Below are 24,804 nucleotides of genomic sequence, written 5' to 3' on the forward strand. Positions count from 1 at the left end.
GGGGAAAGGTCAGCTGCAAGAAAGCCAACCCCATGGCGAGAAACCAGTCCCCCAGATGCCTATAAATGCCCATCATCCAACTGCCGCAGGACGACATCGGGGTTGCCATAACCCGCCCCGACATCCAGCAACCACCGCTTGCCGGACGACTGCGCAACCAGCGTCGGCACGCCGCGCACATCGAATTCCTGCAACAGCTCCAGCGCCTGGTCGATGCGCGCCTGTGTCAGCGCAAGCAGCTGCGCATCCGGCGCGGCGATCTGCTTTGCGGCCTGCTCCAGCCCAAGCGATTCCAGCAGGCCCACCAGCGTGTCCAGCGCGGTCACATCGTTACCCTCGACATAGCGCGCCCGCTGGATGGCCCCCAGCACCTGCACTTCGCGCGACGGAGCGACACGCGCCACCGCCGTCAGTGCCAACGTCGCCGGAGCGCTATCGAAGCGCTGCTGACGATTGCCGAGCACGCGCTGCCGATACTGGGCGCTGAAACCCTGGCCGGTCAGCTGCGCAATGCGTTGGTCGTTGGACCAGGCGTAGCCGGCGAAGGTGTCGTCCATCGCCCTGGCGCCCGCGCCCAGAAACAGCCCGGCTGGCAGCAGTTGCAGCGTGACATCGGCCCGTGCCTGCAACGCCGACACCACCGCGCTGGCGCCATAGCACCAGCCGCACAGCGGGTCGTAAATGTAATGAACGGTGGTGGACATGGCAGCGGCATCCGGTGGCGAGGAAGGCATCCTAGGCCCGCGCCGTTGACTCTTAAATCCATCCGCCATAAACATACCGTATGCCAAAGACACACAATCGAAGCGAGACCGGGCCAGGCGGCTTGGGCAATCTGCGCCGCCTGGCCTACTTCGTCGCAGTGGTGGACACCGGCTCATTCACGGCGGCCGCCGAGCGCCTGGGCATCACCAAGGCGGTGGTGAGCCAGCAGGTCGCCCGCCTGGAGCGCGAATGCCGCACCTCCTTATTGGTGCGCACGACCCGCAGGGTGCGCACCACCGAGCTCGGGCAGGCGTTCTACCAGCGCTGCGCGGCCATCCTGCGCGATACCGACGACGCCTTCGACGCACTCACCGACACCGCCGCCGAACCGTCCGGGCTGCTCCGGCTCACCGCCCCGCTGGACTACGGCGTGCGCGTGGTGGTGCCGGCGATCGCAGCCTTCACCCGGCGCCATCCGGCCTGCAAGGTCGACGCGATCCTCAGCGACCAGACCCTGGACCTGATGACGGCCAACATCGAGCTTGCGATCCGCGTCGGCTGGCTGGCCGAAAGCAGCCTGCAGGCACGCAAGATCGGCGCGTTTCGACAGTTGCTGGTCGCCCCTTCCACGATGGCCGCGCAGCTGGCCCGAATCGCATCGCCGCAGGACATCGCCACCCTGCCCTTCGTGGCCAACACCGCCCTGCGCGATCACCAGCGCTGGCAATTCGCGCACGCCACGCATGCGCCGCAGAGTGTGGAGGTGCAGCCGGGCATCTTTCTCGACGCCACCCTCGCCGTGCGCGAAGCGGTGTGCCAGGGCGCAGGCATCTCGGTGCTGCCCGATTATGTGGTCGCTGACGATCTGGCTGCCGGTCGCTTGCTGCATGTGCTGCCGCAGTGGCAGTTGCCGTCCGGCGGCATCCACGCCGTATCTCCGGCAACGCGCTTTCGACCGGCAAAAGTGCGCGCGTTCGTGGAACTGTTGCTTGAGCTCAATGCGCAACAGCACGAGCTTTGAATCGAACGCTGCAAGCCGATCGAATCCGCCGCCAAGCCGCAGCAGGCAACGGCGGCCGGCGAAGGCGCTGGCACAGCCAGCCATTGGCCAGCGGAAATGGCCACGTCGGCCATTGCAACAAATGACTCGCCACAGACCGCTGGCTAAAGTGGCTAGCCACAAAAAAGGCCGCCCGAAGGCGGCCTCTCCGACGCTACGCGCTTGCGCGCGCGGCGTGCTTACTTCACCAGCGCAGCAATCGCCGCACCCAGATCGCCCGGCGAACGGACGGTCTTGACGCCGGCGGCTTCCATCGCCGCGAACTTGCCTTCGGCAGTGCCCTTGCCGCCCGATGCGATCGCACCGGCGTGGCCCATGCGCTTGCCGGCCGGCGCCGACGCACCGGCGATGAAGCCAACCACCGGCTTCTTCACGAACTGCTTGATGTACTCGGCACCGGCTTCCTCGGCGTCGCCACCGATTTCGCCGACCATGATGATGCCTTCGGTCTGCGGGTCTTCGTTGAACAGCTTGAGGCAGTCGACGAAGTTCAGGCCGTTGATCGGGTCGCCACCGATACCGATGCAGGTGCTCTGGCCCAGGCCCACTTCGGTGGTCTGCTTGACCGCTTCATAGGTCAGGGTGCCCGAACGCGACACGATGCCGATCTTGCCCGGCTTGTGGATGTGGCCCGGCATGATGCCGATCTTGCACTCGCCCGGGGTGATCACGCCGGGGCAGTTCGGCCCGATCAGCACGGTGTCCGGATGCGAGCGGGTCAGCACGTTCTTGACGCGCAGCATGTCCAGCACCGGGATGCCTTCGGTGATGCAGACGATGACCTTGATGCCGGCCGCGGCCGCTTCCAGGATCGCATCGGCCGCGTACGGCGGCGGCACGTAGATCACCGACGCATCGGCGCCGGTGCTCTGCACGGCATCGGCCACGGTGTTGAACACCGGCAGGTCGATATGCGTGGTGCCGCCCTTGCCCGGCGTCACGCCGCCGACGACCTGGGTGCCGTACTCGATCATCTGAGTGGCGTGGAAGGTGCCCTGCTGGCCGGTGAAGCCCTGCACGATCACCTTGGTGTTCTTGTTAATCAAAACGGACATGGATAGTTCCTTCGGTGTCGTGGATCAGGCGGCGTTCTTGACAGCTTCGACGACCTTCTTGGCACCGTCGTTGATGTTGTCGGCCGGGATGATGGCCATGCCGCTGTCGCGCAGCAGCTGCTTGCCTTCTTCCACATTGGTGCCTTCCAGGCGCACCACGACCGGGACCTTGACGCCCACTTCCTTGACCGCAGCGATGATGCCCTCGGCAATCATGTCGCAACGGACGATGCCGCCGAAGATGTTGACGAAGATGCCTTCGACCTTGTCCGAGGACAGGATCAGCTTGAACGCCTCGATGACGCGCTGCTTGTTGGCACCGCCGCCCACGTCCAGGAAGTTCGCCGGCTCGCCGCCGTTGAGCTTGATCACGTCCATGGTGGCCATGGCCAGGCCTGCGCCGTTGACCATGCAACCGATGTTGCCGTCCATGGTGACGTAGTTGATGTCCAGCTCCGACGCGGTCACTTCGGTCTCGTCTTCCTGCGTCTTGTCGCGCATGGCGATCAGCTGCTTCTGACGGAACGCGGCGTTGTCGTCGCTGTCGAACTTGCCGTCCAGTGCGTACAGGTTGCCGTCGTCCAGGATCGCCAGCGGGTTGATTTCAACCAGCGCCAGATCCTTTTCGTTGAACAGGCGATACAGGTTCACCATGATGCTGGCGAACTGGCCGGCCTGCTTGGCGGTGAGGCCGAGCTTGAAGCCGAAATCGCGGCCGTGGTAGCCCTGCACGCCTTCGACGAAATCGACGTTGAGCGAGTGGATCAGCTCCGGCGTCTCGGCGGCGACCTGCTCGATCTCCACGCCACCCTCGCTGGAGGCGATGTAGGTGATGGTCTTGGTGCCGCGGTCGACCAGGATCGACAGGTACAGCTCCTTGACGATCTCGCCGGCGGTGGTCACCAGCACCAGGTTGATCGGCAGCTCGACGCCGGCGGTCTGGTAGGTGGACATCTTGGTGCCGAGCATCTTGGCCGCTGCGGCCTTCACGTCGTCGGTGGTCTTGCAGAACTTGACGCCGCCAGCCTTACCGCGACCGCCCGCGTGGATCTGCGCCTTCACCATCCAGGGGCCCTTGCCCAGGGAATTGGCGACTTCAACCGCTTCGTCCGGGGTCGCCGCGACCTTGCCGGCCGGAACGGGGATGCCGTACTCGGCAAGCAGCTGTTTTGACTGGTATTCGTGGAAATTCATGCGTCACCGTGGGAAAAGGAAACGACCGCTGCGTGCAACGCAGACCGCCTGGGCGGCACGTCAAGAGACGCGAACGGGCCGCCTATTGTGGCCGACCACGCCGTGCGGCGCAAAAGTCGGCGCGCGCGGCCTGCCGTTTGCACCGCTTGCACGCAGCCCGGCACTGTGCGCAAGCGCTGCGCGGGCCGCGCACCTGCCTATACTCGCGGCTTGCTCCAGCGGGGAATCGGCTTGCCATCCAGCCCATCGCTTATCGACCGGATCCAGTCCGCGCCGCAGCGCGAGCTGTACTTCTTTTCGCTGTACCGGGTGCTGGTGGCCGGGCTGATCGCCGCGCTGGTGTTCAGCCCCCTGTCCGACGCGATCCCGGAGCCGCGTTACCCGCGCCTGGCGGCCGGCGTGGCGATCGGCTATCTGTCGGTGGCGATCCCGCTGCTGTTCTGGGGCCGCAGCGAGCGCCGGCTGACCACCACCGTGTTCTGTTCGGTGCTGGCCGACATCGCCGCGGCGACCCTGGCCACGCATGCGCTGCCCGGCGCGAGCGCCGGCATCGCGATGATGCTGCTGTTCAATGTCGCCGCTGCCTCGATCCTGCTGCGCCTGCGCTACGGCATGAGCATCGCGGTGCTCGCCAGCGGCGCCATCGTGCTGGAATACCTGTGGACCCTGCTCGAAGGCGGCGGCGCCGCCCGCCCGGTCGCGGAACTGGCGATGTTCGCCACCAGCTACGTCGCGGTGGCCTTCATCTGCGAACAGATCGGCTCGCGTGCGCGCCGCAATCAGGTACTGGCCGAAGAACGCGGCGCGCAGGTCGCCAACCTCTACGAGATCAACGAACTGATCATCCGCCGCATGCGCACCGGCGTGCTGGTGGTCGATACGCACAACCGCATCACCCTGGCCAACGAGGCGGCGCTGGCGCTGCTCGGCGACGGCGACCAGCGCAACGCCCCGGTCGACCTGTCGCTGGCGGCGCTCACGCCCGAACTGTTGCGCCGCCTGCAGCGCTGGCGCAGCGGCTGGCGCGAGGAAGAGGCTCCGCTGCAACTGGGCGCCGACCGCCCGGAAGTGCAGCCGCGCTTCGTGCGGTTGCTCGCCGACAGCGACCTGGTGCTGGTGTTTCTGGACGATGCCAGCGTGGTGTCGCGGCGCGCCGAATCGCTCACCCTGTCGGCGATGGGGCGCTTTTCGGCCAGCCTGGCGCACGAGATCCGCAATCCGCTGGCGGCGATCAGCTACGCCTCACAGCTGCTGGAAGAATCCCCGGACATCGGCGATGCCGACCGCCGCCTGCTGCAGATCATCCACCAGCAATGCCAGCGCACCAACGGCATTGTCGAGAGCGTGCTCGCGCTGGCCCGCCGCGAGCGCGCAAGTCCGGACAACCTGGATCTGGCCGCCTTCGTGCGCCGCTTTGTGGTCGAGTACCGGCAGACCCTGTCGATGGAGACCGACATCCTGGAGGCCAGCATCCAGGGCAATGCCGTGCATGCCTTGATCGACCCAAAGCACCTGCACCAGATCCTGACCGCGCTGGTGCACAACGCGCTCAAGTACGGCCGGGTCATGGACGAACCGGCACGGGTGAAACTGCGCGTGGAGCGCATGGAGCGCATGGCGGTGATCGACGTGGTCGACCGCGGCCCCGGCATCCCGGAGACGGTGGCCGCGCAATTGTTCCGCCCGTTCTACACCACCTCCGAGCACGGCACCGGGCTGGGCCTGTATATCGCCCAGGAACTGTGCCGCGCCAACCAGGCGCAACTGGACTACGTGTCGGTGCCGGGCGGCGGCGCGTGTTTCCGGATCCTGTTGCAGGGGCCCAATAGCCTGCTCGGGAAATGAGCGAGAGCGCTGCGTCATGCCAGCAGCAAGCCAATGGCGCTGTGGCCTGCGCTAGCGCTGCGATCGTGTCCGTGCAGCCAGCCGCTGCGCATCGTGCTGCGCCCGCGCACCATCGTGTGATCGCGTGAATCGTTACGCCCGGACCCGGCCGGCAATTGTCGACGGTCATCGCCGTGGGCTATCGTGCGCGACATGAACGAACCGAAAAGTGCCCTGGTTGTCGATGACGAGCGTGACATTCGCGAACTGCTTGTTCTCACCCTGGGCCGGATGGGCCTGCGCATCAGCACCGCCGCCAACCTGGCCGAAGCGCGCGAGCTGCTGGCCAACAATCCCTACGACCTGTGCCTGACCGACATGCGGTTGCCCGACGGCAACGGCATCGAGCTGGTCACCGAAATCGCCAAGCACTATCCGCAGACCCCGGTGGCGATGATCACCGCGTTCGGCAGCATGGACCTGGCGGTGGAAGCCTTGAAGGCCGGTGCCTTCGACTTCGTCAGCAAGCCGGTGGACATCAGCGTGCTGCGCGGCCTGGTCAAGCACGCGCTGGAATTGAATAACCGCGACCGCCCTGCCCCGCCACCGCCGCCACCGGAACAGGCCAGCCGCCTGCTCGGCGACTCCGGCGCGATGGAAGGCCTGCGCGCCACCATCGGCAAGGTCGCGCGCAGCCAGGCGCCGGTCTACATCGTCGGCGAATCGGGCGTAGGCAAGGAGCTGGTCGCCCGCACCATCCACGAACAGGGCGCACGCGCGGCCGGCCCGTTTGTGCCGGTCAACTGCGGCGCCATTCCCGCCGAACTGATGGAAAGCGAGTTCTTCGGCCACAAGAAGGGCAGCTTCACCGGCGCACATGCCGACAAGCCCGGCCTGTTCCAGGCCGCGCATGGCGGCACGCTGTTTCTGGACGAGGTGGCCGAATTGCCGCTGCAGATGCAGGTCAAGCTGTTGCGCGCGATCCAGGAAAAATCGGTGCGTCCGGTGGGCGCCTCCAGCGAGTCGCTGGTGGACGTGCGCATTCTCTCGGCCACCCACAAGAACCTGGGCGACCTGGTCTCCGACGGCCGTTTCCGCCACGACCTGTACTACCGCATCAACGTCATCGAACTACGCGTGCCGCCACTGCGCGAACGTGGCGGCGACCTGCCGCAACTGGCCGCGGCCATCATCGCGCGCCTGGCACATAGCCACGGCCGGCCGATTCCGCTGCTGACCCAGTCCGCGCTTGACGCGCTGGACCAATATGGCTTTCCCGGCAACGTGCGCGAGCTGGAAAACATCCTCGAACGCGCCCTGGCCCTGGCCGAAGACGACCAGATCAGCGCCACCGACCTGCGCCTGCCCGCCCACGGCGGCCATCGCCTGGCCGCCACCCCCGGCAGCGCCGCCGTCGAACCCCGCGAAGCGGTGGTCGACATCGACCCCGCCTCGGCCGCCCTGCCTTCCTACATCGAGCAACTGGAGCGCGCCGCGATCCAGAAGGCGCTGGAGGAGAATCGCTGGAACAAGACCAAGACCGCCGCGCAGCTGGGCATCACGTTTCGGGCGTTGCGTTACAAGTTGAAGAAGTTGGGGATGGAGTAAAAGGCCGGGAGTCGGGATTGGGGAATCGGGAATCGTAAAAGCACAGGCGCCGCTTCGATGGTTCTTGCGGGACACACCGCCGTGGATTGGCTAATGCATTACCTCGCGGTGGCCCGCCGCAATCCTTGAGGCTGTTGTCCAAACAAAAAAGCCTGGGACGTACAGGCCCCAGGCTTTTGCGATTCCCCAATCCCGATTCCCGATTCCCAGCACTCAGTCCTTCGTCACTCGGTTGATCTCGGCCAGGCTGGTTACCCCGTGCGCGGCCTTGACCAACGCCGACTGGCGCAGGTCACGGATGCCGATACTCTGTGCCGCCTCGGCGATCTGCATCGCGTTACCGCCTTCCAGCACGATCGCGCCGATCTCGTCGGTCATCGGCATCACCTGGTAGATACCGGTACGGCCCTTGTAGCCTTCGGTGCATTCGTCGCAGCCGACTGCCTCATACAGCTCGATACCGGCAGCGAGCTGCTCTGCAGTGAACCCTTCTGCCAGCAACGCATGCTCGGGCAAGGTCGATTTGCGCTTGCAGTTGTTGCACAGGCGCCGCGCCAGACGCTGCGCGATCACCAGGGTCACCGACGAGGTGATGTTGTACGGCGCGATGCCCATGTTCATCAGGCGCGCGATGGTCTGCGGCGCATCGTTGGTGTGCAGCGTCGAGAGCACCATGTGGCCGGTCTGCGCGGCCTTGATCGCGATCTCGGCGGTCTCCAGGTCGCGGATTTCGCCGACCATGATGATGTCCGGGTCCTGACGCAGAAACGAGCGCAGCGCCGCGGCGAAGGTCATGCCGCGCTTGTTGTTCTGCTGCACCTGATTGACGCCGGGCAGGCGGATTTCTACCGGGTCCTCGGCGGTGGAGATGTTGCGCGTCTCGTCGTTGAGGATGCCGAGTGCCGTATACAACGACACCGTCTTGCCCGAACCAGTCGGCCCGGTCACCAGCACCATCCCGTACGGCTTATGGATCGCCTCCAGGAACAGCTTCTGCTGGTCCGCCTCGTAGCCCAGCTTCTCGATGCCCAGCTTGGCCGCGCTGCCGTCCAGGATACGCAGCACCACCTTCTCGCCGAACAACGTCGGCAAGGTGCTCACACGGAAGTCGATCTGCTTGGTCTTGGACAGGTTGAGCTTGATGCGCCCGTCCTGGGGCACCCGCTTCTCGGCGATATCCAGCTGCGACATCACCTTCAGACGCGCCGCGATGCGCTGGTTCAGCTTTACCGGTGCCTTGGCCACATTCTTCAGCAGCCCATCGATGCGCAGCCGCACCCGGTAGTCGTCTTCATACGGCTCGAAGTGGATGTCGGAGGCTCCCCGCCGGATCGCATCCACCAGCACCTTGTTGACGAACTTCACCACCGGCGTGTCGTCGCCCTTGGCATCGACCCCGGAATCCCCGCCGGCGCCCATGTCCTCGTCCCCGGCCGACACGTCCAGGTCGCCCATTCCCTCATCGTCGTCACCGAGCGACGAGCCAAGCGCCGCATTGCTGGCTTGCCATTGCTCCAAGGTGCGACGGATCTGGTCCTCGTCGACCAGGATCGGCTCGACCACCAGGTTGGTATGGAACTTGATGTCGTCCAGCGCCCGGGTCTGGGTCGGGTTGCTCACCCCCACGAACAACCGGTTGCCGCGCTTGAACAGCGGCAGCACCTGGTACTTCTGGAGCAACTCTTCACTGACAAGCTTGACTGCGTTCTGGCTGGCATCAAATACTGATACGTCCATAAGCGGCATGCCGAATTCAACCGCGTTGGCAGCCGCCAATTGTGAAGCCGTTACGAGCTTTTTCTCGGAAAACCATTGCGGCAACGGCACCTTAGCTGTAGATGCTTGGTCCATAGCAGCGCGAGCTACCACTTCATCTATCGCGCCATCTTGTACTAAGCGCCGGGCTATCCCGGTTATACCCACCAAATTGATAGAAGTCGCTGCGCTCATGTTGAGAACCCCTTGATTAAGCGAAGTCAATATATCGCACTACAAAAGATAAGCAATAATCAGTCAACTCTATCCTACTTAACAGCATGAGACCAAGACGAGTCTCGTCAGGGCATCGCAAGGCCAAACTTAATATCCACACCAACCAGATGCCGGCACCAAGAACCCAAGTGGCCCTGCTAAATATTTCTATCAAAACACAATTGAAAAGCCCCGGTGACGACCGGGGCTTTTGGAAATTCAACCAACTCAACTAACCAATCAGGTTCCAGTGCACGCAGTGGGTAGATACTTCTGGGCAGCATCGGAGGTACACGCCCATACGTTGGAGCCCTTGTCAGCATTAGACAGAGTCAGCGTCAGCTTCTTGCCCTGGATGCCGGCAGCAGCGCCGGTACTCTTCATGGTTGCAACGATGGTGCATCCGCCAGCTGCTGCCGCAGTTCCGCCGACAGCCACCTGAGCGACGTACTTACCATTGATATCGGTAGCAGCGGCAAAGCCGTTATTGCCGTTAGTCGGGCAAGTACCGTTGTTTGCAAATACTTCAGAAACACCCACCTTCTGACCACTAGCCAACGTCATCGCCTCGGACATCTGCGCACGAGCGATGTAATCCTGATACGCAGGAATAGCAATGGCCGCAAGGATTGCGATGATAGCGATGACAATCATCAGCTCGATTAAGGTAAAACCCTGTTGCTTCTTCATTTATGACCCCTAGATTTTAAAAATTTAACAGGACACCCCTGAACACCTCTGCGAGATCCTGACAGCCCATCACAGATGACCTCAGGCGTCGCCGCAACGAAGCTTCTAGCAGGAAGCGTGCCAACTACAACTCACATCCCCATCCGCTTCGAGGTCATGATCGCACTGTCCCCAGCGATGAGATAGGGCTAATGCCTATTTTTGCTACGTTGGCTGCAATGTGACCCTCAACGTCACTTTTGAGCGAACTATATGTCCAACTTTGCACGCCGCGTATGGTTGCGCCTGGCACTCAAGCTAGGTGCTAGTGTCCGCAGAAGCTTGTACTATCAGCCTTACAGATCTGGCCTGGGGATGGCTGGACGGAGAACGAAAAATGTCCGCAAGCCGTACAGCCATTGCGAAATCGTCAGCATCACGTGACACAAGCCCATTGTCTTTGTTTGTCTGGGAGGGGACGGACAAGCGAGGCATCAAAATGAAGGGCGAGCAGGTTGCCAGAAATGCCAACATGCTTCGCGCTGAATTACGGCGACAAGGGATTACACCCAATGTTGTAAGATCGAAACCGAAGCCTTTATTTGGTGCAGCGGGCAAGAAAGTTACCGCCAAAGATATCTCGTTCTTCAGCCGCCAGATGGCGACTATGATGAAGTCTGGCGTACCTATTGTAAGTGCGCTTGAGATCATTGGTAGCGGCCAAAAAAACCCACGCATGCGCGACATGGTTGGTAAAATTCGCACAGATATTGAAGGCGGCTCGTCTCTGCACGAAGCAATCAGCAGGCATCCCGTGCAGTTCGATGAACTGTACCGCAATTTAGTGAGAGCCGGCGAAGGCGCCGGCGTGCTTGAAACGGTCCTAGATACAATTGCATCTTATAAAGAAAATATTGAAGCACTTAAAGGGAAAATTAAAAAGGCTCTCTTTTATCCAGCAATGGTGATGGCAGTTGCGCTGATTGTTAGTTCAATTTTGCTTATATGGGTAGTCCCACAATTTGAGGACGTCTTTAAGGGCTTCGGCGCTGAACTTCCAGCTTTCACTCAGTTAATCGTAAACGCGTCTCGCTTCATGGTTGCCTGGTGGTGGCTTATTTTATTTATCGCCTTAGGCACGGCCGCTGGCGTCTTCTTCGCTTACAAACGTTCGCCAGCCATGCAGCATGGGATGGACAGACTGATCCTCAAGGTCCCTGTAATTGGGCAAATTATGCATAACAGTGCAATTGCCAGATTTGCGCGCACTACCGCAGTCACTTTTAAAGCCGGCGTACCGCTTGTAGAAGCGCTTGGCATTGTTGCGGGAGCCACTGGAAATTCTGTATATGAAGCTGCAGTACTACGCATGCGCGACGACGTGTCCGTTGGCTATCCAGTCAATGCTGCTATGAAACAAGTCAATTTATTTCCTCATATGGTGATCCAGATGACAGCGATCGGCGAAGAAGCTGGTGCACTGGATGCCATGCTGTTCAAGGTCGCCGAGTACTTCGAACAGGAGGTCAACAATGCTGTGGATGCGCTCAGCAGCTTGCTGGAACCAATGATCATGGTATTCATTGGCACCATCGTAGGCGGCATGGTCATCGGCATGTATCTTCCGATCTTCAAACTCGGCGCAGTGGTTGGATAAGACGTAATGGCATTTCTCGACCAGCATCCCGGTCTCGGCTTTCCCGCCGCGGCCGGACTGGGACTGCTGATCGGCAGCTTCCTGAACGTGGTGATCCTGCGCTTGCCCAAGCGCATGGAGTGGCAGTGGCGGCGCGACGCGCGCGAGATCCTGGAGCTGCCGGACATCTATGAACCGCCGCCGCCGGGCATCGTGGTGGAGCCGTCGCACGACCCGGTCACCGGCGACAAGCTCAAGTGGTGGGAGAACATTCCGCTCGTTAGCTGGCTGATGCTGCGCGGCAAGTCGCGCTACAGCGGCAAGCCGATCTCCATCCAGTACCCATTAGTCGAGTTGCTGACCTCGATCCTGTGCGTGGCCAGCGTCTGGCGCTTCGGCTTCGGCTGGCAGGGCTTCGGCGCCATCGTGCTGAGCTGCTTCCTGGTGGCGATGTCGGGCATCGACCTGCGCCACAAGCTGCTGCCGGACCAGCTGACCTTGCCGCTGATGTGGCTGGGCCTGGTCGGTTCGATGGACAACCTCTACATGCCGGCCAAGCCCGCCCTGCTGGGCGCGGCAGTCGGCTATGTCTCGCTGTGGACGGTGTGGTGGCTGTTCAAGCAGCTCACCGGCAAGGAAGGCATGGGCCACGGCGACTTCAAGCTGTTGGCCGCGCTCGGTGCCTGGTGCGGGCTGAAAGGCATTCTGCCGATCATCCTGATCTCCTCGCTGGTCGGCGCCATCCTCGGCTCGATCTGGCTGGTGGCCAAGGGCCGCGACCGTGCCACCCCGATCCCGTTCGGCCCCTACCTGGCCATCGCCGGCTGGGTGGTGTTCTTCTGGGGCAACGACCTGGTGGACGGCTACCTGCACTTCGCAGGCCTGCGTTGATCAGGGCACGGCGATGAGTGACTTCATCGTCGGCCTCACGGGTGGCATCGCCTCCGGCAAGAGCGCCCTGACCGCCGAGTTCGAGAAGCTGGGTGTGACGGTCATTGACGCGGATGTTGTTGCGCGGCAGGTCGTGGCGCCTGGCCCCATTCTCGACGCCATTACCGAGCAGTTCGGCCGCGAGATTCTGTTACCGGATGGAACGCTGGACCGCCAAGCGCTGCGCAAGATCGTCTTCGCCGATCCAGTCCAACGGAAAGCGCTGGAAGCGATCACCCACCCGGCCATTCGCGCAGAGCTGCAGCGCGCCGCGCTGGCAGCCGTGGGCCCTTATACGATCGTCGCGATTCCCCTGCTGACCGAAGCGGGCGGACGAGCGACCTATGCCTGGCTGGACCGCATTGTTGTCGTCGATGTGCCAGTGTGGCTCCAACATGCCCGCCTGATGCAACGCGACGGAAGCACATCGGTGCTTGCCGATCAGATGATTGCCGCGCAAGCGTCTCGCGAACAACGATTGGCCATTGCCGATGACGTAGTCAGCAACGAAGGCGACACGGACCGTCTAGCGCAACAAGCGCGAAGCCTGGATGCGAGCTACAGGGCAACTTTACAAACGCATCGAATCGGGCGCTGACATCTACGGCTGCGCACCCAAAATACTGCTATGGCCAGTCGACTGCCGTTACCGCCGGCGAGATCGCTAGCACACGAAGCGTGGCATCCATTACTCCCTTACTACGATGCAGAACCCGGCCGGCCTCACAGCCAGCGCATCCCCAGTGTGCGTTTGCGCGGGCTGTGGCTGGAGCAGTTGGGGTTTGCGGTTGGGTGCAAGCTGCAGATCACTGCGCGTGCGGGCGAGTTGGTGGTGACGGCGGTGGAGCGCTGAAAGGTGTTTTGGGTGCGGATGTTGTCTGCAAACCCCGACGTGAGAGCGTCATGGGTAAGGCTGTCGCGCCCGGGTGCGCTCCTACGGGAGTGTGGGTGGTGGTTAGCGATGGAAGGCTAGTGTTGCGATGACGCCGCGCTGCTGGCCTGGGCGTACGCTGACGCGCCAGCCGTAGAGGTCGCACAGCCGGCTGACGATCGACAGGCCGATGCCGCCGCCTTGCGAATGGCCGGCGTGGGTGCCGCGGTAGCCGCGCTGGAACAGTTTGGCGGCGTCTTCTTCGCTCAGGCCGGGGCCGGAGTCGATCACTTCCACCGCATCGCCAAGCACGCGCACGCGCACCTGGCCATCCTGGGTGTACTTGACCGCGTTGCCGATCAGGTTGCCCAGCGCCACCGACAAGGCGGATTCGGGCGCGTCAATGACCAGGTCGCGCTCGCCTTCCAGCAGCAGCTCCAGCTGCTTGCCGCCCAGCTGGGCGCGGTGCGCGTCGATCAGTTGTTCAGCCACCTTAGCGACATTGCTGCTGCCCTGCCCGCGTTCGTTGCGCGAGAGCAGCAGCAGCGAGCCAATCAGGTCGCTGCACTGCAGTTCGGCGCGCTGGATGCGCTGCAGGCGTTGCAGCATCTTTTCGTCGAGATTGGGCTTGGTGAGCAGCAGTTCGGTGGCGCCGCGGATCACCGCCAGCGGCGTGCGCAGTTCGTGGCTGACGTCGGCGTTGAATTCGCGGTCGCGCTGCACCACCTCGGTGAGGCGGGCAGAGTAATCGTCCAGCGCTTCGGCCAGCTGGCCTACTTCATCGTCGGGGAAGTGCGCGGCCAGCGGCTTGGGTTCGCTGGTGCCGCCGCGGTAGGCGCGCAGGCGTGCGGCCAGGTCCGACACCGGGCGCATGACCTTGGACGCGGACCACCAGCCGATCAGCAGCGAGAAGCCGCTGAACACCAGCACCGAAAGCATCAAGGTGCGCTTGAGCTGGATCTCGCCCTTGATGGTCTGAGTCATGTCGTAGGCGAGGAAGAACCACTCGCTCGGCGTCTTGCGCACCGCCAGCTTGTACGAATACGCGTTGCCGTTCTCGTCCACGCCGGAGATGGTGTGGATGCCGTCCGGGAACTGATACCACTCCGGCTGTTCCAGCCGCAGCGCTTCGAACTTGTCGCTTTTGACCACCCGCCCACGCATCTGCTGCACCGGCAGGTCGGGGTTGCGCAGCGGGTCGGAGTAGAAGCGCTGCGCAAAGGCGTCGATGTTGCGGTTCATCACGTCTTCCACCAACTGGTTTTCCACGCGCGAGCGCGCCCAGTTGGTGGCGAAGGCGAACAGCGTGGTCAGGCAGAAGCCCAACAGCACGAACGACAGAATGATGCGGCTGCGTAGGCGCCGCCGATAGCGGCCGCGCCTGCGGGCGGGCCGCGCGCCGTTATTGCTTTCAGGCATCGGGCGAGGCGATGCGATAGCCGATGCCGTGACGGGTCTGGATCATCGGCACATCGAAAGGCTTGTCGACCACCGCACGCAGGCCGTGGATATGCACGCGCAGCGAGTCCGAATCCGGCAGCTCCTCGCCCCAGACGCGGGTTTCCAGCTCCTGGCGGGTGACCACGGCCGGCGAGGCCTCCATCAGCGACTGCAGGATCTTCAAGGCAGTGGGGTTGAGCTGCAGCAGCTTGCCGCGGCGACGCACTTCCAGCGTGTCCAGGTTGTATTCCAGATCGCCGGTTTCCAGCACGCGGGTGTGCACGCCCTTGCCACGACGCGACAGCGCGTTGAGCCGCACTTCCACTTCCTGCAGCGCGAACGGCTTGATCAGGTAGTCGTCCGCGCCGGAGTCGAAACCGGCCAACTTGTTGTCCAGCGAATCGCGTGCAGTGAGCATCAGCACCGGTGTCTGCTTGCGCGCTTCGTTGCGCAGCTTGCGACACACCTCGATGCCATCCATGCCGGGCAGGTTGAGGTCGAGCACGATGGCGTCGAACTCGTGCACCACGGCCAGGTGCAGACCGGTCACGCCGTCGGCGGCAAAGTCCACCGTGTGGCCGCGGTCTTCGAGATAGTCGCCCAGATTGGCGGCGATATCGCTGTTGTCTTCGATTACTAGAATTCGCACTGAAACCTCAATAACTATGGTCGGGGTGGACTTAGGAGCCCGGGTCGGTGGCCTTGTGTCTCCGCTGCATGGAGCTCATGTCACGCTCGCCGCTGTCACGCAAGCGTCTGCGTTCGGCAACGGTTTTGCAGATCGAAGTGGTGTGATGAGAACCCGTCGCCTTTTCACGCGTACAAACCAGGCGACTTTCCTCACCCGCCCTCGTCAAAATTGTATTGATGAGCTCTTGGTCGTTGTAGACCGCTGCCTTTCGGTCCGGCGTCAACGCCTGTGCATCACCATTTTCTGCCACTGCAATTTCTATTCTCGTGAGCGCAGAAAGCACCTTAGCGCGGTCTTCCTGACTGATCTCGGAGTACTTGGTGCCGCCATCCAGCTCGTTGCGCACTTGAGCGGCCTGCTGGGCGAAAGGCTTCTTGACGTCTACTGTTGCCGAGGCATCCGCAACATTTGCTAGCAAAAACACAGACAAAGATGCCGCATAACAGAAAGCCTTGAGCATGATCGTTCCTTGTTCCATCGTCCGTTTAACATTTCCTCACTTTAGACTCGACGTCGCTGGTGGGGCAAGCGTGCCTAAGTAAAAAGGCCCAAGTGCGACAACGCACTTGGGCCAAAAGTTCATCCCGATCACCGTCACTGCCGAGAGCGGAGCTACGGTCGGGTGAGGCTAGCGAGGAAAGGATTAGATTTTCGTTAAATTTTTGCTAACAATACTCCCGGTCCGATCAGCGGATCGACTGCTCCAGGTGCTGGATGATCGCCGCCGCCACGTCCACCTCGCAGACCCCTTCCACGCCCTCCAGTCCGGGAGTCGAGTTGACCTCGAGCACCAACGGCCCGCGCCTGGAACGGATCAGGTCCACACCGGCCACGGCCAGGCCCAGCGCGCGCGCCGAGCGTACCGCGACCTCCTGCTCCTGCTCGGTGGCCTGGGCCACCGCAGCGCTGCCGCCCAGATGCAGGTTGGAACGGAAGTCGCCCTCGGCCGCCTGCCGGCGCATGGCGGCAACCACCCGGTCGCCGACCACGAAGCAGCGCAGGTCCGCGCCCTCGGCCTCGCCGATGAATTCCTGCACGATGAAGTTGGCATAGAGCCCGCGCAGCGCCTCGACTACGCCGCGCGAGGCGCTGGCTTTCTCGGTGAGGATCACCCCGGCGCCCTGCGCGCCCTCGTTCAACTTCACCACATGCGGCGGCGGGCCCAGCATCGAGAGCAGATCCTGGGTGTCGTCCGGGTTGTCGCCGAACACGGTCACCGGCATGTCGATGCCTTGCGCGGCCAGCAACTGATGCGCGCGCAACTTGTCGCGCGAGCGCAGGATGGCGTCGGACGGGTTGGGCGTGTAGGTGCCCATGAATTCAAGCTGGCGCAACACGGCGGTGGCATAGCGCGTGACCGAGGCGCCGATGCGCGGGATCACCGCATCAAAGCCGGTGATCGGCTTGCCCTTGTAGTGCAGGCTGAAACCGTCGGCGGCGATGCGCATGTAGCAGCGCAGCGGGTCGAGGATGCGCACGGTATGACCACGCTTGCGCCCGGCCTCGATGAGCCGCCGGGTCGAATACAGCTTGCTGTTGCGGGAAAGAATGGCGATTTTCATCGCGGCAGGTGTACGGCGCGGCCTGGACATGGTCGGAGTCTGATGACGGAGTGACCCAAGTCCGTAGGTATGCCGGCCGATTGCACGCGCGGGCAGCGTCCCTGCCCTGCACGTTGCGTTCGACGGGTGTGCGACGGCCCCGAGAATGGGAGGTGGAAGTGACGCAGCAAGGCAGCTGTAAGACTGCACGCGCGGCGTGGCTGCGACGGCCCGGATGCTAGCAGGGCGGCTGCGCAGCGCTCAAGCGCGCTGACGTACCTCGGCACAGGTGATGCACGGCGCAGGTTTGCCCGCGACAGTCGCGCAGACAACCCAGCAGACATGCGCGACTCGACGTCTCAGCTCCATCCGCGTCAGCGCGCGCGCTTCCGTCACCTCGGGCGGAATGACCGGCCGCCGCGTACCGCATCGACCGCCCTCACGCCGCCCCCCTGTCGTCGTGACGCAGTTTGCACAGCGCAACCCGCAATGCTTGAGTTCCCTCAATGCCGGCATGCCGGCGCACCCGAGACTCTCAATGCGACGTCCAGCAAGCGCGGCTTACGCCAACCCCTCCCGCATCCGTCAAGGACGCCCGTTTCCGCGCGGTGCCGTCTTCGATGGCCAGGGCACCAATTTTGCGTTGTTTTCCGCGCATGCCACGCGCGTGGAGCTGTGCCTGTTCGACGAACAGGGCACCGAAGTGCGGGTGGATCTTCCGGAATACACCAACGAGATCTGGCACGGCTACCTGCCTGACGTCAAACCCGGCCAGCGCTACGGTTACCGCGTGCATGGCCCGTATGAGCCCACCGAAGGCCACCGCTTCAACCACAACAAGCTGTTGATGGATCCCTATGCACGCGAGATGGATGGCGACCTGATCTGGGCAGACGAACTGTACGGCTATACCGTGGGTCACCCGGATGGCGATCTGAGTTTCGACGAGCGCGACAGCGCGCCGTTCATGCCCAAGTGTGTAGTGGTCGAAGACACCTACGACTGGGAAGACGATGCGCGCCTGCTCAAGCCCTGGAACGAGACGGTGATCTACGAAACCCATGTGCGTGGCTACACCATGCGCAACCCGCAGGTACCGGAGGCCGTACGCGGCACCTTTGCCGGCCTGGCGCAGCCGCAGGTGCTGCAATACATCAAGGACCTGGGCATCACCGCAGTGGAGCTGTTGCCGGTACATGCGTATCTGGACGACCAGCATCTGCTGGACAAGGACCTACGCAATTACTGGGGCTACAACACCATTGGCTTCTTCGCGCTGAAGTCGCGCTACCTGTCCAGCGGACATCGCGATGAGTTCCGCGACATGGTCAAGGCCATGCACAAGCAGGGCCTGGAAGTGATCCTGGACGTGGTCTACAACCACACCGCCGAAGGCAGCGAGCTGGGACCGACGCTGTCGTTCAAGGGCATCGACAACGCCAGCTATTACCGCCTTGCCGAAGACAAGCGTTACTACATCAACGATACCGGCACCGGCAATACGCTCAATCTGAGCAACTCGCGGGTGATCCAGTTCGTCAACGACTCGCTGCGCTATTGGGCCGGCGAAATGCATGTGGACGGCTTCCGCTTCGACCTGGCCACGATCCTGGGACGCGAGCCGAGTGGCTTCGACCAGCGCGGCGGTTTCCTGGATGCGTGCAACCAGGATCCGTTGCTGTCGGAGGTCAAGTTGATTGCCGAACCCTGGGACTGCGGCCCCGGCGGCTACCAGGTCGGTCACTTCCCGCCGGGCTGGTCGGAATGGAACGACAAGTTCCGCGACAACGCGCGCGAGTTCTGGAAGGGCGAGGATGGCAAGCTCGCCGAGTTCGCCACGCGCTTCACCGGTTCGGCCGATCTGTTCGATCGTCGCGGTCGCCGCCCGTGGGCGTCGGTCAACTTCATCACCGCGCACGATGGATTCACCCTGCGCGACCTGGTGAGCTACAACGAAAAACACAACATCGCCAATGGCGAGGACAATCGCGACGGTTCGTCCAACGACGGTTCCTGCAACTACGGCGAGGAAGGCGATACCGACAACGCGGACGTGCTGCAGATCCGCGAGCGGCAGATGAAGAACCTGCTCGCCACGCTGCTGCTCTCGCAAGGGACGCCGATGATGCTTGCCGGTGACGAGCGTGCGCAGTCGCAGGGCGGCAACAACAACACCTATTGCCAGGACAACGAGATCACCTGGCTGGACTGGGAAAACGACCCGACCGATGGCCGCCTGACCGACTTCGTCAAGGCACTGACGCAGTTGCGCAAGCGCTATCCGATCCTGTCGCGCGGCCGCTTCCTCAACGGCCAGTACAACGAGGAGGCAGGCCTGCGCGATCTCACCTGGCTCAATCCGGGTGGCACCGAAATGGACGACGCGCACTGGACCGATGCCGGCGCGCGCTCGATGGGACTGCTGCTGGAAGGCAAGGCACAGACCTCCGGTGTCAAGGAGCTGGCCAACGACGCCACGTTGTTGATCGTCATCAATGCCTACCACGAAGGCGTAACCTTCACCCTGCCCTCGGCCGACGAACCGGTGCACTGGAAGCTGGCGCTCTCGACCGACGAAGCACTGGAGGTGGACATGATGCCGGCCGGCGCCAGCGAATTCCTGGCCCCGCCGCGCAGCGTGTCGGTGTTCGAGTGCAAGAACGACCAGTAACACTGATGCGGTAATACGAACTCGCGGCCTGCCGGAAACCCGGTAGGCCGCGAGTTTTTTATTGCTTCGACAGCGGCGACGGAGGCTACGGCTTTGACAGGATCTGCGCTATCGATTCATGGATGCCGATGCAGCAGTGCAACTCTGAAGGTGACAGCCAGACTCTGCGCCGAGCGCGGGGAAGCAGAATCGCTGCCGGCGCGCCGCAATCGCAGATAGAGCTGCAATGGCTTTGCTTGCCAAACAGCTTGGAGCAGCGGCTTGGTCTCTAGTGGCGCGCGTGGCAATGCGGCCTGGTGCAGTATTTATCGAGTTACCGCTCGCCTTTATCGATAGCCGATCAACCAACTTAAAAAAGCCGAAACAGTCGCACCCGGCAATCACGCATTTCGAGTACATCTCGAAAAACCCGCCGCTTAGTCGCGACGCACTGTGCTTAAACAATTACATCGCCACAGCAAGCTGGACGCGCAATTCTCTGGCTCTGGCCTAAAACACGGCGACATCGGCAAGCATCACCACACCCAGACGTGATTGCACGATCCGGCAGCGTCTCGAATGCGGCAATGACGGCGATAAAACCAAAGTACACGACGGCCGTGAATCGCTAAGCGTTACGCGCCCTAGCCAGACCTTGAAGACGCAAAACTCAGCCCGGATACAGCGGAAATCGCTTGTCCGGATGATTGGCCTTCCATTCCTTGTAGGAGCTGGTGCCTTCCCAGGCCTTGAACGCACGCGGCGTGCGACCACGCCCGGACCAGGTCTCGCCGGAATGCGGAATCCAGTACTTGGCCACCACTTCGCCTGTGGACGACAACGGCCCCTTGGATTTGCCAGTCATTGCCAGCGAGGCAATCTGGGACTTCTGCTTGGCATTGAAGCGGCTGCCGAATTGGGTCAGCACCTCGACCACCTGGTCGAAGGCTTCCAGCGTCTGGGCGTACTTCAGCTGGGCTTCTTCCTGCTCGAGCTTGCGCAGCTCTTCCAGCAATTGGGCTTTGGCGGCGGCAGAGGGTGAAGCGGGCGGAACCTGGCGCATTGGCAAAACTGAGGTTGGACGGGTCAGCGAGTATTGCCGCTGCGCCGGCTAGCGTAAAGCGGCAGGACGCGCCCGAGTCTGGCTGCGCTCAGCGATGGCGCAGCAAGGCATGCTCGCGGGCCATGGTCAGCACCGGCCCGATGCGCCCGGCCCGGATCAGCTCACCGCAGTGCTTGCCGACAAACTCGACCCTGGGCGCAGAAAACCACTGCACCACCCGATCCAGCTCGCCGGCGTTGATGGACCAGGCATGGCAGACCGCCTCGCCCAGTTCTTCCACGCCCACCAGCCCCAGCTCGCGAATCTGCTCGGAATCCAGCGCGAACATCTCCAGCACCTTGCCCGCATCGTCCGGCGTGCCGTAACCAAAACGCATCTGCTCGGCGCGGTGAGCAACCGAGGCGGCCCGCGCGGATTCGGCGCGGCGTATGCCCTTGAGAAGTGCGCCGATGAGTTGAGGATGCGTGGCGGTCATGGTGCTCGCTCGATGATGGCTGCCACTATGCCCATCGCTGCAAACCCGCTCAATCAGGAGGTTCCTGACCAAGGGGAAGGAAATAGCGAAGCGCGCAACTGGCGTTATTCGCTCCAAGCGCGCTGCAATCGGTGCCGGTCCAAACACTAAATGTTATATCCGGCTGCATTGTCGCAATCGGTTGTAGCCGACGAAAACACCCCATCCAGGGTTAAAAAGCCGACAGCTGAAAGACAATCGTTACCATCGACTGCTGAGGCTTAAGCTGCGCCCTGAAATTGCATGTCAGGGAGTAAGTGCAATCGCGCAGCGACCGACCCAGAGGGTAAGCAATTCAGTTAGGACGGATCGGATATCGAGCAATCCGCGCTGGCCTAGTGGACAAGATCGTCAGAGGCCACTGCCGGACATGGAGCGGGCGATGGGAACAGAATCCTCCCACGCCAACCAATTGATTTCCCTAGCTTATCCTGGTGCGGGGTGATCCAAAAATGATACCCCGCGTGATACCCGATCATAGCTAAGCCAGCGGCAGCGCATCAAGGCCCTGTGCCCGCGAACCTTGGACAGCTTGGAGATCGGACAGGTTCCGGCGGGATGGTGGCCGTTAGGCCTCCCAAGCCTGATAGGCGCATTTCCTCCAGCAAGGCAGAGCCCACTATTTTCCGGCTGACCAGGAGCGATGGGACTCCACCTATCAACATTGGGCATACCAAAACTGAAATTTTTCCTCGTATTCAAATTTGTGAAGCGGGGCCCGAAGCGAGCTCTTGCTTAGCTGAGATTTGTTGGTTGGATGAGGACTTCCCCACACGCAGGAGTTTTCATGACCACCAACCCCCAACAACTTGAGATTGCCGGCCACTTGCTCGCCGGGCTGATGAGCCAGACCCTCTCCGACGAGCCACTGGTGCGCCAAAAAAATGTTTGCAATGCCTGGGCGTCCGCCGGCGAACTGATCGTCTACAGCCAGAAGAAGCCACCAGGTGGGAGCGCCGCCGCCCAATCCTTGGAGCATGCCCCGCCCCAGCCATCCCAGGCTGTGCGCACCCGGGAGGCCGTCATCGTGCGCGAGTTCCCGTCGGTGGAGGAATGGCGCGCGGGCCGGAATAAGAAAGACGCGCAGTTGGATCCAGTCCGCAGCAAGAAGCGTCCCACCCTTCACTGAGGCGGCCAAGGGCCCACAAGCATTGAGCCCCGCGCTGCGGGGCTCTTTGATTTCAATGGAAGCGCGGCGGCTTGGGAACGTAGGTAGGAGCCGGAGGGGCAGGAGGGGCGGATATGGCAGGACTTGAACGAGGCTGATCAGGATCAATCGCCATGTCGAGCTGCAGGGGATAGCGCTGAAGCATGTCCCGGCTCCAAGCCTCCAGGTGCGCCGCGCTGGCCGACGCCTCTTTCCCACAGAGGGCTTGTTCCTCCGGGGTCACCCGGGCCCTTGCATCGGCCAGATCTGCGGCTCGGGCTTCGAGGGTGCTCAACCGACGCCCGCGCCGCTGCTTCCAGTCTCCCTGCGTCCACGAGGTCCCCGCCTCGGGATTGTTCGCCAAAAAGTCGTGCCACGCGTTCTCGGCCATGTGGTGCAGCTTCTCGGCTCGGCGCACCGCCAAGAGCCGCCGGGCGAATTTCATGGTCGCTGCCGTGAAGCGCCGTAACCGCCGCAGTAGCTCGTTGAGGTCCGGGCGCAGCCGGGCCTCTTCGGCGAAGGCAGCCACGCGTTCCCTGATCCACTGCAGCAGGTCCAGTGTTACGTGGAGTGTTTTCGCCAAGCGAGGATCGGCTTGAGCAGCCACTCCCCATTCGTCGCTGGCCTCTTCTGCGAGCTCCGCGACTGAACGTGGCGCGCGCGACGGCTTGGCCTCCTCGGCCTCCATCAGTCCCAGCCCACGGGCAAGGGTCGCCATGCTGCGGGACACCTCGATGCGCCCTGCCCCAGGCCCGAGCGGCAAGGACAGCCCATCAGAAGGCCGGCGAGCCTCGCGCTCGGCCTGGGCCTGGCTGTGACCGTCGGGCACCGGCATGGCGCGCCCTTCCTGCTCGAACACGGCGATGAGTTTTCGGAAGGTCTCCTCATTGGTTTCTTCGATTCGACGGTTTGCGTCCGAACGCTCCGACGGCTGGCCCCGTCGAGCCAGCGCGGTGCCGTTTTTGCCGACGTGCTTGGTCGGCTCCCGGGACAGGATGGCAGCCGCGGCCAGGTCGCCACGCGCCAAGGCGTCACTTGCCTGTGCTTCCAAACTGCGGTGGTCCACCCGAATCTCAAGCGCTGCCTTTTCGAGATGGGCGTTGATGGTGGAGGCGATGAGTTCGCGCACCCATTGCACTTCGACACGCCCCGAGGGCCCGCCATCCAGTTCCTTGGTTTTGTCCGTGAGACCGTCCGGACCCATGCGACGCGTCGTCGCCAGGACATGGACGTGCCAGTTCAGCCCATCCTTGGAACCAGGACTGTGGATACTCGCTTGGGCCGCGAACCCATAGCGACCGACGAGCGCACGGGTGACTTCCACGGCCAAGTCGGAACGCTGGAGGTCATCGAGTTCGTGGGGCAAGGCAAATTCAAACTCGCGCGCAACCGTGGAGTCTTTGCGGCGCTCAGCCGCCTCCGCCGCCGGCCAGAGCTGCGCGGGGACCAGGGCCCAGTCGGGTGCGCCTTCGGGTGCGATGCAGCGCGTTTCGACCACGCCGTCCCGGCGGCGGTAGTCGTGGCGCATGCCAGTGATGGCGTCCTCAAGCAGCAGGCCGGCGCGGTAAGCGGCCGCTGCGATCGAGGAATGCCCTTTGGCGCGACTGAAGGTTTTGACGTTGGCGTGGTAGATGGCCATGAAGCATGGGTCCCGAAGCGGTTGAGTTCGCTTCGTTTATGCCGTGGATTCAGATTTTCGCAAGGGCTGAAAGCACTTGGGGTTCAAGGGGCGAAGACCCTTGCGCACGTGTCACGCAGTGACACCTAGGTGCGCTCTTGCTTCTTTCTTCTAAGCCCTGTTTTTCAGCTTTTTCGATTCTCGGTCCGAACGAAATTCGAGACCACCCTAAAACTTGACGCGAGCCGTTTTCCTGATTGACTCATTTCCACAAGGCAGGAGAAACGCATGACCGCAACGAATCACTATCGGGACCAAATCCAACGCGCCACGGAACGCTTAGCTCAGCATCAAGCGCGCGAGCTTTTAGCGCAACAGCGCCAAGCGGTGAAGACCAAGGAAACGCAGCGCCGCGAAGAAGCCAAGCGGCGCACGCGGGTGGCAGAGATTGTTTTCCTGGCAGGCGCAGAAGCGCTGGATGACAACGAGTTGTTAGGAGCGCTATTGGCGCACGTGAAAAATCGCAATGACCACGCAGTGCCCAACCAGGCGCATTCAACCGGTGCGTTGCGGATGGCGGTGGACAGCGCTGGCGAAAGTCACAGCACCCACTGATT

General features: G+C 62.6%; 23 protein-coding genes. 11 read left to right on the forward strand and 12 right to left on the reverse strand.

Annotation, left to right across the window (positions count from 1 at the left end):
• Window positions 1-59: 59 nt before the first annotated feature.
• Window positions 60-704: a DsbA family protein gene (locus ABQ039_RS14860; protein ID WP_184608702.1), complete on the reverse strand. Its 645-nt coding sequence runs from the start codon at window positions 702-704 to the stop codon at window positions 60-62.
• A gap of 122 nt (window positions 705-826) precedes the next feature.
• Between ABQ039_RS14860 and ABQ039_RS14865 the strand changes: the two genes are divergently transcribed.
• Window positions 827-1,726 (forward strand): LysR family transcriptional regulator, encoded by a 900-nt coding sequence (locus ABQ039_RS14865; RefSeq protein WP_221232316.1) that lies wholly within the window; start codon window positions 827-829, stop codon window positions 1,724-1,726.
• A 218-nt stretch (window positions 1,727-1,944) separates the two neighbouring features.
• On the opposite strand, the gene sucD is transcribed toward ABQ039_RS14865, so the two are convergent.
• Both sucD and sucC read right to left on the reverse strand, forming a co-directional pair.
• Window positions 1,945-2,820, reverse strand: coding sequence for a succinate--CoA ligase subunit alpha (sucD, locus tag ABQ039_RS14870; protein ID WP_011038208.1), 876 nt, complete (start codon window positions 2,818-2,820; stop codon window positions 1,945-1,947).
• Window positions 2,821-2,844: 24 nt separating this feature from the next.
• Window positions 2,845-4,014 carry an ADP-forming succinate--CoA ligase subunit beta gene (gene sucC / locus ABQ039_RS14875; protein WP_039519379.1) on the reverse strand — a complete coding sequence of 390 codons (1,170 nt, stop codon included), beginning with the start codon at window positions 4,012-4,014 and terminating at the stop codon, window positions 2,845-2,847.
• A gap of 231 nt (window positions 4,015-4,245) precedes the next feature.
• Between sucC and ABQ039_RS14880 the strand changes: the two genes are divergently transcribed.
• Entirely contained in the window at window positions 4,246-5,859 is a 1,614-nt protein-coding gene (locus ABQ039_RS14880) for a PAS domain-containing sensor histidine kinase (protein WP_039525813.1), read from the forward strand.
• A gap of 192 nt (window positions 5,860-6,051) precedes the next feature.
• Complete coding sequence (locus ABQ039_RS14885) at window positions 6,052-7,446, forward strand: sigma-54 dependent transcriptional regulator (protein WP_349777982.1); 1,395 nt, start codon at window positions 6,052-6,054, stop codon at window positions 7,444-7,446.
• A gap of 213 nt (window positions 7,447-7,659) precedes the next feature.
• On the opposite strand, the gene pilB is transcribed toward ABQ039_RS14885, so the two are convergent.
• Window positions 7,660-9,369 carry a type IV-A pilus assembly ATPase PilB gene (gene pilB / locus ABQ039_RS14890; protein ID WP_349778088.1) on the reverse strand — a complete coding sequence of 570 codons (1,710 nt, stop codon included), beginning with the start codon at window positions 9,367-9,369 and terminating at the stop codon, window positions 7,660-7,662.
• 288 nt (window positions 9,370-9,657) lie between these two features.
• Complete coding sequence (locus ABQ039_RS14895) at window positions 9,658-10,107, reverse strand: pilin (RefSeq protein WP_349777981.1); 450 nt, start codon at window positions 10,105-10,107, stop codon at window positions 9,658-9,660.
• A gap of 376 nt (window positions 10,108-10,483) precedes the next feature.
• Here ABQ039_RS14895 and ABQ039_RS14900 point away from each other — a divergent pair, with 376 nt between their 5' ends.
• Genes ABQ039_RS14900 through ABQ039_RS14915 form a run of 4 tightly spaced genes read left to right on the forward strand, consistent with a single transcriptional unit; the run spans window position 10,484 to window position 13,505 of the window.
• A complete protein-coding gene (locus tag ABQ039_RS14900) occupies window positions 10,484-11,743 on the forward strand; it encodes a type II secretion system F family protein (RefSeq protein WP_349777980.1) in 1,260 nt (419 codons plus the stop codon).
• 6 nt (window positions 11,744-11,749) lie between these two features.
• Window positions 11,750-12,613 carry an A24 family peptidase gene (locus ABQ039_RS14905; RefSeq protein ID WP_104559904.1) on the forward strand — a complete coding sequence of 288 codons (864 nt, stop codon included), beginning with the start codon at window positions 11,750-11,752 and terminating at the stop codon, window positions 12,611-12,613.
• Between the two features lie 13 nt (window positions 12,614-12,626).
• Window positions 12,627-13,250, forward strand: a complete 624-nt coding sequence (coaE, locus tag ABQ039_RS14910; protein WP_349777979.1) for a dephospho-CoA kinase — start codon at window positions 12,627-12,629, stop codon at window positions 13,248-13,250.
• Window positions 13,251-13,259: 9 nt separating this feature from the next.
• Window positions 13,260-13,505 (forward strand): SymE family type I addiction module toxin, encoded by a 246-nt coding sequence (locus ABQ039_RS14915; RefSeq protein WP_374057868.1) that lies wholly within the window; start codon window positions 13,260-13,262, stop codon window positions 13,503-13,505.
• Window positions 13,506-13,607: 102 nt separating this feature from the next.
• Here the strand turns inward: ABQ039_RS14915 and ABQ039_RS14920 are convergent, their stop codons facing one another.
• The 4 genes from ABQ039_RS14920 to rimK all read right to left on the reverse strand — a co-directional run bounded on the left by ABQ039_RS14920 (window position 13,608) and on the right by rimK (window position 17,246).
• Complete coding sequence (locus ABQ039_RS14920) at window positions 13,608-14,942, reverse strand: HAMP domain-containing sensor histidine kinase (RefSeq protein ID WP_016904089.1); 1,335 nt, start codon at window positions 14,940-14,942, stop codon at window positions 13,608-13,610.
• Window positions 14,935-15,612 (reverse strand): response regulator transcription factor, encoded by a 678-nt coding sequence (locus ABQ039_RS14925; protein WP_006448355.1) that lies wholly within the window; start codon window positions 15,610-15,612, stop codon window positions 14,935-14,937. The genes ABQ039_RS14920 and ABQ039_RS14925 overlap by 8 nt, the downstream gene beginning before the upstream one ends.
• Window positions 15,613-15,643: 31 nt before the next feature.
• Entirely contained in the window at window positions 15,644-16,114 is a 471-nt protein-coding gene (locus ABQ039_RS14930) for a hypothetical protein (RefSeq protein WP_258077002.1), read from the reverse strand.
• 226 nt (window positions 16,115-16,340) lie between these two features.
• The gene (gene rimK, locus ABQ039_RS14935; protein WP_166767257.1) at window positions 16,341-17,246 is read right to left on the reverse strand and encodes a 30S ribosomal protein S6--L-glutamate ligase; all 906 of its coding nucleotides are present in this window, start codon (window positions 17,244-17,246) and stop codon (window positions 16,341-16,343) included.
• 487 nt (window positions 17,247-17,733) lie between these two features.
• Here rimK and glgX point away from each other — a divergent pair, with 487 nt between their 5' ends.
• Complete coding sequence (gene glgX, locus ABQ039_RS14940) at window positions 17,734-19,866, forward strand: glycogen debranching protein GlgX (protein WP_349777978.1); 2,133 nt, start codon at window positions 17,734-17,736, stop codon at window positions 19,864-19,866.
• A 226-nt stretch (window positions 19,867-20,092) separates the two neighbouring features.
• On the forward strand, window positions 20,093-20,359 hold the full coding sequence (locus ABQ039_RS14945; protein ID WP_349777977.1) for a hypothetical protein: 267 nt from the start codon (window positions 20,093-20,095) through the stop codon (window positions 20,357-20,359).
• A 156-nt stretch (window positions 20,360-20,515) separates the two neighbouring features.
• Here ABQ039_RS14945 and ABQ039_RS14950 read toward each other — a convergent pair whose 3' ends face one another.
• Entirely contained in the window at window positions 20,516-20,908 is a 393-nt protein-coding gene (locus tag ABQ039_RS14950) for an H-NS family nucleoid-associated regulatory protein (protein WP_023904915.1), read from the reverse strand.
• 88 nt (window positions 20,909-20,996) lie between these two features.
• Window positions 20,997-21,383, reverse strand: coding sequence for a hypothetical protein (locus ABQ039_RS14955; protein ID WP_026064907.1), 387 nt, complete (start codon window positions 21,381-21,383; stop codon window positions 20,997-20,999).
• An 826-nt stretch (window positions 21,384-22,209) separates the two neighbouring features.
• Between ABQ039_RS14955 and ABQ039_RS14960 the strand changes: the two genes are divergently transcribed.
• Window positions 22,210-22,551: a hypothetical protein gene (locus ABQ039_RS14960; protein ID WP_099206759.1), complete on the forward strand. Its 342-nt coding sequence runs from the start codon at window positions 22,210-22,212 to the stop codon at window positions 22,549-22,551.
• Window positions 22,552-22,603: 52 nt separating this feature from the next.
• On the opposite strand, the gene ABQ039_RS14965 is transcribed toward ABQ039_RS14960, so the two are convergent.
• Complete coding sequence (locus tag ABQ039_RS14965) at window positions 22,604-24,208, reverse strand: MobA/MobL family protein (RefSeq protein WP_260812208.1); 1,605 nt, start codon at window positions 24,206-24,208, stop codon at window positions 22,604-22,606.
• 267 nt (window positions 24,209-24,475) lie between these two features.
• On the opposite strand from ABQ039_RS14965, the gene traD reads away from it, so the two are divergent.
• The gene (gene traD / locus ABQ039_RS14970; RefSeq protein ID WP_260812207.1) at window positions 24,476-24,802 is read left to right on the forward strand and encodes a conjugal transfer protein TraD; all 327 of its coding nucleotides are present in this window, start codon (window positions 24,476-24,478) and stop codon (window positions 24,800-24,802) included.
• Window positions 24,803-24,804 lie beyond the last annotated feature (2 nt).

The organism is Xanthomonas sp. WHRI 6108, from assembly GCF_040202385.2.
GTDB lineage: Bacteria > Pseudomonadota > Gammaproteobacteria > Xanthomonadales > Xanthomonadaceae > Xanthomonas > Xanthomonas arboricola.

Coding starts and splice junctions, on each gene's coding strand:
- ABQ039_RS14860 (WP_184608702.1), bottom strand. CDS start 704: ATGTCCACCACCGTTCATTACATTTACGACCCGCTGTGCGGCTGGTGC.
- sucD (WP_011038208.1), bottom strand. CDS start 2,820: ATGTCCGTTTTGATTAACAAGAACACCAAGGTGATCGTGCAGGGCTTC.
- sucC (WP_039519379.1), bottom strand. CDS start 4,014: ATGAATTTCCACGAATACCAGTCAAAACAGCTGCTTGCCGAGTACGGC.
- ABQ039_RS14885 (WP_349777982.1), top strand. CDS start 6,052: ATGAACGAACCGAAAAGTGCCCTGGTTGTCGATGACGAGCGTGACATT.
- ABQ039_RS14895 (WP_349777981.1), bottom strand. CDS start 10,107: ATGAAGAAGCAACAGGGTTTTACCTTAATCGAGCTGATGATTGTCATC.
- ABQ039_RS14900 (WP_349777980.1), top strand. CDS start 10,484: ATGTCCGCAAGCCGTACAGCCATTGCGAAATCGTCAGCATCACGTGAC.
- ABQ039_RS14905 (WP_104559904.1), top strand. CDS start 11,750: ATGGCATTTCTCGACCAGCATCCCGGTCTCGGCTTTCCCGCCGCGGCC.
- coaE (WP_349777979.1), top strand. CDS start 12,627: ATGAGTGACTTCATCGTCGGCCTCACGGGTGGCATCGCCTCCGGCAAG.
- ABQ039_RS14920 (WP_016904089.1), bottom strand. CDS start 14,942: ATGCCTGAAAGCAATAACGGCGCGCGGCCCGCCCGCAGGCGCGGCCGC.
- ABQ039_RS14930 (WP_258077002.1), bottom strand. CDS start 16,114: ATGCTCAAGGCTTTCTGTTATGCGGCATCTTTGTCTGTGTTTTTGCTA.
- rimK (WP_166767257.1), bottom strand. CDS start 17,246: ATGTCCAGGCCGCGCCGTACACCTGCCGCGATGAAAATCGCCATTCTT.
- glgX (WP_349777978.1), top strand. CDS start 17,734: ATGCGACGTCCAGCAAGCGCGGCTTACGCCAACCCCTCCCGCATCCGT.
- ABQ039_RS14945 (WP_349777977.1), top strand. CDS start 20,093: ATGGCTTTGCTTGCCAAACAGCTTGGAGCAGCGGCTTGGTCTCTAGTG.
- ABQ039_RS14950 (WP_023904915.1), bottom strand. CDS start 20,908: ATGCGCCAGGTTCCGCCCGCTTCACCCTCTGCCGCCGCCAAAGCCCAA.
- ABQ039_RS14955 (WP_026064907.1), bottom strand. CDS start 21,383: ATGACCGCCACGCATCCTCAACTCATCGGCGCACTTCTCAAGGGCATA.
- ABQ039_RS14960 (WP_099206759.1), top strand. CDS start 22,210: ATGACCACCAACCCCCAACAACTTGAGATTGCCGGCCACTTGCTCGCC.
- ABQ039_RS14965 (WP_260812208.1), bottom strand. CDS start 24,208: ATGGCCATCTACCACGCCAACGTCAAAACCTTCAGTCGCGCCAAAGGG.
- traD (WP_260812207.1), top strand. CDS start 24,476: ATGACCGCAACGAATCACTATCGGGACCAAATCCAACGCGCCACGGAA.